The sequence below is a fragment of the Variovorax sp. GW460-12-1-14-LB1 genome, assembly GCF_059423605.1.
This window is the reverse complement of record NZ_JBWKYF010000072.1, coordinates 24850-35302: the sequence shown is the minus strand read 5'-3', so window position 1 is coordinate 35302 and position 10453 is coordinate 24850. Positions and strand designations below refer to the sequence as shown.

Annotated in this window: 10 protein-coding genes; 3 read left to right on the top strand and 7 right to left on the bottom strand. The window is 69.5% G+C overall.

Translation table 11 applies throughout. The annotated features are described in order from the left end of the window. Together AC07Y4_RS26985 and AC07Y4_RS26980 are read left to right on the top strand one after the other, a co-directional pair. Positions 1-1071: sensor histidine kinase (locus AC07Y4_RS26985; protein ID WP_495275370.1), on the top strand; the 1071-nt coding region annotated here is incomplete at its 5' end. Continuing rightward, complete coding sequence (locus tag AC07Y4_RS26980; protein ID WP_062476788.1) at positions 1068-1700, top strand: response regulator; 633 nt, start codon at positions 1068-1070, stop codon at positions 1698-1700. The genes AC07Y4_RS26985 and AC07Y4_RS26980, both read left to right, overlap by 4 nt. Before the next feature lie 18 nt (positions 1701-1718). Here AC07Y4_RS26980 and AC07Y4_RS26975 read toward each other — a convergent pair whose 3' ends face one another. The 6 genes from AC07Y4_RS26975 to AC07Y4_RS26950 form a co-directional block, all read right to left on the bottom strand. Further along, on the bottom strand, positions 1719-3473 hold the full coding sequence (locus AC07Y4_RS26975) for a carboxylesterase/lipase family protein (RefSeq protein ID WP_487849165.1): 1755 nt from the start codon (positions 3471-3473) through the stop codon (positions 1719-1721). A gap of 165 nt (positions 3474-3638) precedes the next feature. Beyond that, on the bottom strand, positions 3639-4643 hold the full coding sequence (locus AC07Y4_RS26970; RefSeq protein WP_487849166.1) for a hypothetical protein: 1005 nt from the start codon (positions 4641-4643) through the stop codon (positions 3639-3641). Next, positions 4640-5449 carry a hypothetical protein gene (locus tag AC07Y4_RS26965; RefSeq protein ID WP_495275369.1) on the bottom strand — a complete coding sequence of 270 codons (810 nt, stop codon included), beginning with the start codon at positions 5447-5449 and terminating at the stop codon, positions 4640-4642. Before AC07Y4_RS26965 ends, AC07Y4_RS26970 begins: the two co-directional genes overlap by 4 nt. Before the next feature lie 212 nt (positions 5450-5661). Continuing rightward, positions 5662-6321, bottom strand: a complete 660-nt coding sequence (locus AC07Y4_RS26960; RefSeq protein ID WP_390344957.1) for an aspartate/glutamate racemase family protein — start codon at positions 6319-6321, stop codon at positions 5662-5664. 40 nt (positions 6322-6361) lie between these two features. After that, on the bottom strand, positions 6362-7816 hold the full coding sequence (locus tag AC07Y4_RS26955) for an MFS transporter (protein ID WP_139703123.1): 1455 nt from the start codon (positions 7814-7816) through the stop codon (positions 6362-6364). Positions 7817-8089: 273 nt separating this feature from the next. Beyond that, complete coding sequence (locus AC07Y4_RS26950) at positions 8090-8626, bottom strand: peroxiredoxin-like family protein (protein ID WP_062480509.1); 537 nt, start codon at positions 8624-8626, stop codon at positions 8090-8092. A gap of 119 nt (positions 8627-8745) precedes the next feature. Here AC07Y4_RS26950 and AC07Y4_RS26945 point away from each other — a divergent pair, with 119 nt between their 5' ends. Beyond that, positions 8746-9399, top strand: coding sequence for a TetR/AcrR family transcriptional regulator (locus tag AC07Y4_RS26945; RefSeq protein ID WP_159277479.1), 654 nt, complete (start codon positions 8746-8748; stop codon positions 9397-9399). Positions 9400-9405: 6 nt separating this feature from the next. Here the strand turns inward: AC07Y4_RS26945 and AC07Y4_RS26940 are convergent, their stop codons facing one another. Beyond that, the gene (locus AC07Y4_RS26940; RefSeq protein WP_487849168.1) at positions 9406-10437 is read right to left on the bottom strand and encodes an acyl-CoA dehydrogenase family protein; all 1032 of its coding nucleotides are present in this window, start codon (positions 10435-10437) and stop codon (positions 9406-9408) included. Positions 10438-10453 lie beyond the last annotated feature (16 nt).

Here is a 10453-nt window from a genome sequence, read left to right as displayed (position 1 = left end):
GCCCCCATGACAGCACCCGCCCGCGAGAGCCTGCAGGACATGCCCTTCGACACCATCGTCGAACAGGCGGTGGCGGGCATCTACGTGATCCAGGACGACCGCTTCGTCTACTGCAACGCGACCTGGGCCGCCATCGTGGGCTACACCGCAGAGGAAATGACCGGCATGTCGCTGGCCGAGATCGTGCCGCCCGACTTCGTGGAAGTCGTGCGCTCGCGCATCCGCATCCGGCTGGCGGGCAATCCGCCGAGCATGCACTTCATCACGCGCGGCCTGCACCGCGACGGGCGCGTGCGCTTCGTCGAAGTCCACGGCTCGCGCATCGAGCACCGGGGCCGCCCGGCCGTGATGGGCGTGGGCGTGGATGTGACCGACCGCGTGCGCAACGAGGAAGAACGCCAGCGCTCGCGCGAGCAGCTGCAGGCCCTGGCGGCCTACACCGCCAACAAGCTCGAGGAGCAGCGGCTGGCGCTGTCGCGTGACGTGCACGACGTGCTCGGCGGCATGCTGACCTCGATCAAGATGGACGCCACGCGCATCCAGCGCCGCGCCGACAACCCCGAGGTGCAGGCGCTCACGCAGGGCCTGATCGCGCTCACGCAGCAGACCATCGACACGGTCAAGCAGATCTCGGAGGCGCTGCGCCCCAGCGCACTCGACCACCTCGACCTGTCGGTGGCGCTGGCCCACGAGCTGCAGGCCTTCACGCGCCGCTCGGGCGTGCTGCATTCGCTGGACACCGACGCGCCCGCGCTGCGGCTCGCGCCCAAGCAGGCCACCGCGGTCTACCGCATCTTCCAGGAAGGCCTGACGAACGTCCTGCGCCATGCGAAGGCGCAGCGCGTGGACGTGCGGCTGCGCGTGGACGGCGAGCGCCTGCGGCTCGCGCTGCACGACGACGGCTGCGGCTTCGACCCCGACGCGCCCGAGGGCAGCGCGCTGGGCCTTCTGAGCATGCGCGAACGCGCGCGCGAGATCGGTGGCGAGCTGCACATCCACGCGGCGCCCGGCGCGGGCACGCGCCTGGCGCTGAGCGTGCCGCTGCTGCAGCCGGAGAACGGCCCGGCATGATCGACATCCTGATGGTCGACGACCACACGATCTTCCGCTCGGGCCTGCAGCGGCTGCTGCTCGACGAGACCGACCTGCGCACCACGGCCGAGGCCGGCAACGGCGCCGAGGCGCTCGAGCTGGTACGCCAGCGCCGCTTCGACGTGGTGCTGCTGGACATCAACATGGAAGGCCGCAACGGCCTGGAGGTGCTGGCCTCGATCCGCGCGCTGCAGCCCGCGCTGCCGGTGCTCATGCTGTCGATGTACGCCGAGGAACAGTACGCGCTGGTCGCCATCCAGGCCGGCGCGCGCGGCTACATCGCGAAAGATGCCGAGCCCGCCGAACTGGTGCGCGCGATCCGCTGCGTGGCGGCCGGCGGCCAGTACCTGAGCGCGCGCGCCGCCTCGCAGGTCAGCGGCCAGCTCGAAGGCCGCGACGACCGCCCCGCGCACCAGCGGCTCACGGTGCGCGAGCACCAGATCATGCTCATGATGCTCAAGGGCCTGTCGCTCACCGCCATCGGCGACGAGATGCTCATCAGCGTGAAGACCGTGAGCACGCACCGCAGCAACATCCTCGACAAGCTGGGCGTGGCCAGCACGGCAGAGCTGGTGCTCTATGCCGTGCGCCACGGGATCATCCAGTAGCTCGCTTTTTTCAGGACCTCAGCGGGTGCCGCCGCGCAGCGGGTCGACGGACTCGGGCAGCGCGTTGAAGTCGATCTGCTGAAACAGGAACTCGCGCTGCTGCGGCGACAGCAGCGAATAGCGCGGCCAGAAGAACAGGTAGTCGTCGGCCGACATGCGCGGCTGGTTGTCGAAGACCATGCGCTTGCTGCACAGCAGGCACACGAAGTTGGTCCAGTTGTTCCAGGTCGTCTGGCCGTCGAACATGCGGCTCGGTGCGCCGTAGCGGGCAAAGCTCGCCGCGTGGCCGATGAACTTGTCCGACAGCGCCTTGCGGCTGCTTGCGTTCGCGGAGCTCCAGGCAAAGCGCATGAAGTTCGGCTCGTCGGTCACGAAGTTGCCGAACAGCGCCGCCACGTCGATGCCGTGGAACGCGCCGAAGGTGTCCTTCCAGGGTTGCGGCGTGTCGTCCCAGTTGTAGTTGTAGCGGTAGATGTCGCCGTTCTGCAGGCGCAGCACGCGGATCACGTTGTCGATCACGTTGTCCAGCGCGTAGCTGATCACTTCATGCGTCTGCGTGTAGATCGGCCGGAACTCGGGCTTGATCAGCTGGTTGAAGGTGACGCTGCCGGGCGCTGCGTAGTTGCTCAGGTTCCACAGCTCCTGCTGCGAGGGCTGGCCCATGCCGAACAGGAAGGCGAAGTACGAGCCCTCGTCGTGCGTGGAGCCGATCATCAGCGGCATCTTGTTGTAGTTGCCCGCGAGCAGGCCGGGCAGGCCGCTCGCGCGGATCACCGTGCCGTCGGTGAAGTGGCCCGGAACCACGGGGCTGGGCGTGAACTTCATGATCTGCGCCGCGCTCGCGCCGCGCAGCAAGGCGGCGATGTCGGCGGCGCTCATGGTCACGCGCTGCGCCGCGGCCTGCAGCGTGGTCGAGGCGCGGCCGGTGTCGACCAGCAGGTTGTCGATGAGCGAATCGGCCGCCAGCGTGCCCACCACCGGCGGGTAGGCATTGGGCACGCCCGACATGCACAGCGCGCGGTGGAACTTGCCGTCGGCCAGCGGCGACTGCAGCAGGCCCCAGGTGTTGATGCAGCCGGCCGACTGGCCCGCCACCGTCACCTGCCCCGGGTTGCCGCCGAAGGCGCGCGCGTTGGTCTTCACCCAGTCGAGCGCGCGCACGAGGTCCAGCGTGGTGAAGTTGCCCGAGTCGTCCAGCGCGTTGCCGGTCTTCATGGCCGGATGGTTCAGCCAGCCCAGCATGCCCATGCGGTACTGCACGGTGACCACCACCATGTTGGCCTTCTGCGCCAGGTAGGCGCCGTCGTAGGCCGGCTCGCGCGCCGAGCCCTTGGTGTTGCTGCCGCCGTGGATCCAGAAGAACACCGGCAGGTTCTCGGCGCTGGAGTTCGGCCGCCACACGTTCAGGTACAGGCAGTCTTCGGTGCCCACGGGCTGGCCGAAGGTGGCCGGGTCGGGCTCGCCGAAGGGGTTGCCGACCTGCGCGCACATGCCGGCCAGCGTGGTCGCGGCGCGCGCGCCGCTCCACGGCTGCGGCGGCTGCGGGGCGCGCCAGCGCAGGTTGCCGACGGGCGGCTGCGCGAAGGGAATGCCCAGGAAGGCGTGCGTGTTGTTGGCCGCGACCTTGCCGTAGATCTGGCCGGCGTCCAGCGTGCGCGTGAGGCTCTGGTTGTAGGCGGCCAGCGTGGGCGCCGCGAGCATTGCGAGCGTCCACAGGACCGTGGTGCGAAGCAGCAGGCGAACGAGGCCTGCGAGAGAACGGGAGCGGTGCATGGTGGTTGTCTCCTCGAGGTGGATGCGGCGGGCTCTGACGGCCTCGGTCATGCATCGATTCTCGTGAGCACCCTGCCCCGCCCGCCTCGGTGTCATCGCAGGGGGGCGGCAAGAATCCTCCGATTGACATCCGGCCCGCAAAGGGCCATGCAACGCGGGGCGCGGCTACTTGCGCTTCCAGCTCGCCACGGTGATGTACACGCCGGTTTCCTTCGCGTCGCGCAGGCGCACGCTGTAGCGGCCCGCGCCGTCGGTGCCGTTGAAGACGACCTCGCGGCCCTCCTCGTCCAGCGTCGCGCCCTTGGCGAGTTCGCGGTACGCGTCGACCAGCTTGGCGATCGGCTCGTAGCTGCGCAGCGTGACCTCGGCGTCGGGCAGCCGCGCCTCGGGGCGCTGGGCGCTCTGGTAGGCCGTGCGCATCGGCAGGCCGGCCAGCCCCTTGGGCAGCACGATCTTGCCGGCGCTGGCGGTGCTGTTCACCTCGGCCGTCTGCACCAGCAGCGGATGCAGCGACGCCGGGAAGCCCGGCGGCAGCTGCTCGGCGCGCCAGCCCGGCACGCCCGGCTGGCCGGTGATGTATTCGACGCTGGCGATCTTCTGCGCGGCGGCCACGTCCGCCGGATCGTCGCTGTCGGCCATGGCCGCGAGGAACGACGGCAGCTGCTTGCTCCAGGCCACGAGCGGCGCGGCGTCGGCCTGGCTGGCACCGGCACGCTGGAAGACCGACAGCACGGTCTGCGGCAAGGGGTTGCACACCTTGGGGTCGTCGCGCTTGGCGGCCGCGCGGCAGTGGCCGTTGACCAGCCCCACCGCCTGCACGCGGCCGTCGGCGTCGATCAGCATCGCCGCGCGCTCTTCGCCGTGGCCGCCGCCGCTGACCGACGCGATGACCTGGCGGCCGTCGGGCCACACGGTGCGCGTGACGTCGAACTTCGAGCGCATACCTTCGAGCAGCTGCTGCGCGATCAGCGTGTCGGGCTCGGTGTAGCTGCCGCGCGCGTAGCCGACCAGGCCGATCACGGCACTGCGGATGCGCGTCTGCTCGCTGAGGCGCAGCGTGGGCGGCGGCAGTTCCGTCGTGACGGGCGCCGCAGCGTCTTGTGCGTGGGCCGTGAGCGCGCAGGCGAACACCAGCGACGCGAGCGCCGCCGGAATCAAGGTCTTCTTCATTCGGAAATTTCCACTTCGATGTTCGTGATCGCGGGCATGTCGCGCGGGACCGTCGTGCTGACGGAGAAGCTCAGGCCGTTGCGGCTGCCGGCGATGAAGCCCTCGCTGGACTCGATGTCCTTCAGCGGCGGCGACAGCTGCTTGTAGAACGCCAGCACCTGCTGTGGCGTGTCGACGGTCTGCAGGCGCAGCACGCGCTTGGCCTTGGCGTCGCTCAGCGCGTCCTGCGCGGTGCCGTAGATCAGCGCCTTGGGGTACAGCGGCACCTGCGCGGAGAAGGCCTTGTTGGGCCGCACGATGGGACGCGCCGTGGTGCGTGCGGCGTCCATCGTGAGGTACTCGGTCGTGGCGATCTTCTCGCCCACGCCCTCGCCGCCTTGCATGCGGTCGGGAACCTGCTGGCTCCATGCGACCAGTGGTTGCGCCTTGGTGCGGTCGAAGCCGGGGCGCAGGAAGATCGAGAGCACGGCATGCTGGTCGTCGAGGCAACCGCTCGACGACGAGTCCTTGCCGCAGCTGCGATGCACCAGCGCGGCAGCCAGCACGTCACCGCTGCGGTCGTCGACCAGCACGGCCGCGCGCTCGCCGCCGTCGTAGGGCCGGCGATACGACGAAAGCAGTCGTTGGCCGTCAGGCAGCGCCTGCTGCTTGCGGTCGGGGCGCGAGGCCAGGCCCGAGATCAGCTGCTCGGCCAGCAGGCCTTCGGGCCAGTAGTACGAGCCCGACGCCATGCCCGCGAAGCGCGTCACGGCAAGGTCGAGTGCGGGGGCCTGGGATGTTTCCGGCGCGCGCTCGTGATGCGGCACGAGGACCAGCTGGGGTGTCGCGGTTTGTGCGACGGCGCCGAGGGAAGAGAGAAGAAGAAAAGCGAGGAAAGCGGAACGCGGTCGAAGGTGAGGCATGCAAGAAAGAAAACGAACGATGCGGCTTGCCCGATGTTTGCGGACAAGTGTGTCGTTTCATTCTAGAAGGCGTTCATTGCCAAAACGCCTCGCACCTCATCGCCGCGACGAACGTCTTAGGGTGTGACCGCGAGCTTCGAGCACAGCAGCCGCATCGCGGCACCGATCGGCGCGATCACCGGCACCTCGAAGCGCGGCGCGAGCGCGAGTGCGGCCTGCCCGAGCGGACCGCCGCCGATGATCACAGCTTGCGCGCCGTCGTCGTCGATGCAGCGCTGCACGGCCTGCGCCAAGGCCTCTTCGAGCGCCTTCGCATCGGCCGCGAGCGCACGCGGATCACCCTGCGTGAGGCGGATGCCGCTGAACTGCGCGCCCAGCCCGAGCGCGGCGGCGCGCGCTTCGATGGGCGCCACGAGGTCGGGCGTGACGGTGGCGATGCCGAAGCGGCGGCCGCCCTCGCCCGCCGCGAGCATCGAGGCTTCGGCGATGCCGACCACGGGCACGCCGGCCTCGCGCCGCAACAGCGCCACGCCGGGGTCGCCGAAGGCGCTGACGATCACGCCGTCCCAGCCCTCGCCCGCCGCCGCGCGCCACACCTTCAGCACCTCGTGCGCGGCCGCGTTCAGCTCGTCTTCGTTGACGATCATCGGCGGGCCCTGCACCGCCGTGCGGCCGGTCACGCGGCAACCGGCGGGCGCTTCGGCGGACGCGATGCCGACCATCATGTCGGTGGTGGCGACGGAGGCGTTGGGGTTGATGAGCAGGATGTCGGGCATGCGGAAAAACGCTTTCTTTGGAGATCGTTCGGTGCGCGGTTCAGTTCGAGCGGGCCAGCGTCGCGCCCGGTGCGCGGTCTTCGGCCTCGGCTTCGCCGGGCAGCGGCAGCGCATCGGGCGACTGGCCGTAGGTCTCGGGCACGCACTGCACGCTGGCGACGAACACCGCGTACATCGCGGCAGCCAGGCCGAACACGCCGACCAGCCCGAAGCTGTCGAACAGGCGACCTGCCACCAGCGGCATCAGCGCGCCGGCCGCCGTGCCCGTGGCCAGGATGAAGGCCGTGCCGAAGGCGCGTACGCGCGTCGGGTACAGCTCGGGCGCGAAGATCCAGATGGTGGTGTTCAGCAGCAACACGAAGAACTGGAACACCGCGCCCGCGATGAGGATCACGACGATGCTCTTGGCCACGAAGCCGATGGTCAGTGCCGCGAGGCAGGCGCACACGGCGCCGGCCGTCAGCACGCGCTTGCGCGGAAAGTGAAAGCCCAGCAGCGAGGCCGCGATGGCGCCCAGCAGGCTGCCGCCCTGCATCACCATCGTGAACAGCAGGCTCTTGGACATGCTGTAGCCCAGCGTCACGAGGATGGTCGGCATCAGCGTGAGCACCGAGATCTGCGCGCCGTAGGTCATCCAGATCGTGATGCACAGCGGCACCGTGCGCCGCGCGAGTGCGCCGCGGAAAATTTCGGTCACGCGCACCTTCGGCCGCGCAGCCTGCGCCAGCGTGCCGTCGTCGGTGATGTAGGGGTGCGGCGCCGCCGGCTTGCCCGACAGCCGCCCCGAGGCGAGGCGCGACAGCACCGCGTTCGTCTCCTTCACGCGGCCCTGCGACAGCAGGAAGCGCGGCGTCTCGGGGATGTAGCGGCGATAGAAGGCGCCCAGCAGCGCCGGCACCATGAGGCAGGCGAACAGCCAGCGCCAGGCGTTGTCGCCCGGGAACATCCAGAACACCAGCAGGCCGAAGCCCGGCGCCAGGAAGTTGCCCAGCCCGCCCGCGCCCACGTTCACCATGCCCACGGCCGTGCCGCGGAACTTGGTCGAGCAGAACTCGGCCAGCATGGTCACGGCAATGGCGATCTCGCCGCCCAGCCCGAAACCCACCACCGCGCGGCCCAGCGCCATCACCGTGAAGTTGGGCGCCATCGCGCAGATGCCCGCGCCGAGCGTGAACAGCAGCAGGTCGATCGACAGCATCACGCGGCGGCCGTAGCGGTCGGCGATGAAGCCCGAAATGATCCGTCCGATGGCCGCGCAAGCGAAGGTGACGGTGTTCAGGAAGCCGATGTCGGAAGCGCTCAGCCCCCACTGCTCGCGCAGCATCGGGCCGACGATGCCGACCGCGTTCTGCTCGAAGGCATCGAACAGGCAGCCGATGAGGATCAGAAAGATGATCGTGTGGTGCGAGCGCGTGACGCCGATGGTGTCGAGCGCGCGATCGAGCTCCGCGACTCGGGGCGAGTCGGGCCCGGAGGAGAGTGCAGGTCCAGCCATGGAAAAACCCCTTGAGAAGGAATGAAGTGCTTGCTTGCGCGGTGCAGCCCGGTGTCGCGGATCGCATCGTAGGCGGCATCGCGCCTGAATGGCATATGGATTTCACCTACTTTGAATAGTTGAAATTCAAATTTCATTCAGTTGCGAGCGTCTGCAAGCTTCATGCCGGGTGGTTTTCAGGCCTGGAAGACGGGTTCTCCGGGGTTGGGCTGGCAAGTGGCGCCCGAGCGCACCTGCAGCGTGCGCTCGCGCACCGTGGGCGTGCGCCGCTGTCTAGGAACTCGCAGCGCCGGCCAGCGCCAGCAGCTCGTCGACCTCCCAATGGTCGTCCGCGTGCCCGCCGTACTTGACGGCGACCACGGTGCCCCGCGCGTCGATGAGCACGTCGGCCGGCAAACCTGTGATGCCGTTCTCCGCCTTCCTGTAGAAGCGGCCCGTCGCGAGCACCCAGCGCAGGCCGCTCCAGAAGACGCGCGGATGCAGGAACGCCAGCCGCGAGGTCTCCACGCCGAAGCGCCGGTAGTGCGCCTTGGCGGGGTCGGCCACGCAGTCGAACGGCAGCTGCGCCTGGTACTTGCGCATCTCCTGCGCGGACGAGTGAAAGAGCACGACCTCGCGGATGCCCGCCGCCGCCAGCTCGCCCTGCCTTCGGGCGAAGGTCAGCAGATGGAAGTTGCAGACCGGGCAGCCCGCGAAGCGGCGAAACTGCAGGTGGACCCAGCGCGAACCGGCGTCCGGCAGCTGCAAGGGCTTTCCGTGGATCGTTTCCAGGGCCGTGGCAGGCACCACATCGCCGGGCGAGAACTTCATCGATGATCCTTCAGGAAGGGTTGCGAAGACGCCGGGCCGGGTGGCTGGAAAGCGTCTTATGATTTTTAAGTACACTGTACGCTTATTACTTTACAACCCCTTCGAGAACGGAGTCAAGCGTGGGACGTCCCGCCAAATTCACCCGTGAACAGCTCCAGCAGGCCGCGCTGGCGCTGGTCGATGCGGACGGCCTCTCCGGCCTGACCATGCGCGCGCTCGCGAGCCGGCTGGAAACCGGCGCGATGACGCTCTACAACTACGTCTCGCAGCGCGAGGAGCTGGAGATGCTGGTGGTCGAGGCGGTGCTGGGCAAGGTGCACTGGGAAACCGACGACCGCCTGCCCTGGCACGAAGCGCTGGAGGACATCGCGATCGCGCTGTGGCGCGTGATCCGCGACCATCCCCATGTGATTCCGCTGATCCTCACGAAGCGCAGCCGCTCGCCCGCGGTGTTCGAAGTGACCGAAGCCCTGCTGCGCACGCTGGCCCAGAGCGGCCGCAGCGGCGCCCGCCTGCTCGTGGGTTTTCGCGCGGTGTCCGCGCTCATCATGGGCGCCGCGCAGGCGGAGCTGGCCGGGCCGCTCACGCTGCAGGCCGACGAATCACCCGACGACACGATCGCGCGCTTCCAGGCCCTGCCGCCGGACCGGTTTCCGCACCTGATCGAGATCGCCACCGCCGCCACGGCCAGCGATGCGGAGACCGAGTTCCGGGCGAGCCTGTCGCTGCTGATCGATGGCCTGCGCGCGGACGCTGCCGCGCCGCAGGCCTGACGCCGCTCAGGCCAGGGCCAGCGCCTCGACCTGGTCCAGCGCGCGCGACGCACCGCCCAGGCGCGTCGCCAGGTGCTGCGCGCGCTTCAGGTACAGGTGCGCGTCGTGCTCCCAGGTGAAGCCCATGCCGCCATGCACCTGGATGGCTGTGCGCGTGGCCTGCTGCACGCCTTCGATGGCCGTGAACTCAGCCGCGGCGCAGGCAAAGCGCCAGTCCGGCAGGCCGCCGTCGAGCGCGGCGGCGGCGTAGCGCACGGCCAGGCGCGCGTTGTCCACGCCCATCCACGCGTTGGCGAGCTGGTGCTTGATGGCCTGGTAGCTGCCGATGGGCTTGCCGAACTGCACGCGCTCGCGGGCGTAGGCGCTGGCAAGGTCGAGTGCGGCCTGCGCGACGCCCACGAGTTCCGCCGACAGCGCGACGCGGTGGGCGGCGCGCACGCGGGCACGCGCTTCGGGGGCGATGGGCAGCGTCTCCCACGCGAGTGACGGCGCGAGAGTCGTCGGCGCCTGCCGCAACGTGGGATCGAGCGCATCGGATGCCGCGCCCTCGGGCATCGGCCGCAGCGCCACGCGCAGCGGCACGGTGTCGTCATGCCAGCCCTGCACCACCACGAGGTCCGACGCCTGCCCTGCGTGGTCGATCCATGCATCGCCCTGCGCGATGCAATGGAAGGCGCGCTCGCCCGCCATCGCCGCGCGCCCCCCCTCGCGCAACGCATCGGGCGGTGCATCGCCGCAGGCCTGCAACCACAGCGGCAAGAGCACAGCGCTGCCGGCCAGTGGCAGATTCAGCAGTTGCTGGCCTGCGGCCTCGGCCACGATGCAGGCCTCGCTCATGCCGAGCCCCAAACCGTCGTGCACCTCGGGCACCAGCAGCGCCATCCAGCCCATGCCGGCCATGTCGGCCCACAGCGACTGCTGCGTGGCATCGGTCCAGGGCAAGGCACGCCGTGCGCGCGCGAGCGGGTGGTGGTCGGCGAAGAAACGGTGGGCCGACGCGTGCAGCATCTGCTGCTCGTCGTTCAATGCGAAATCCATGGCGGGTCGTGTCGTC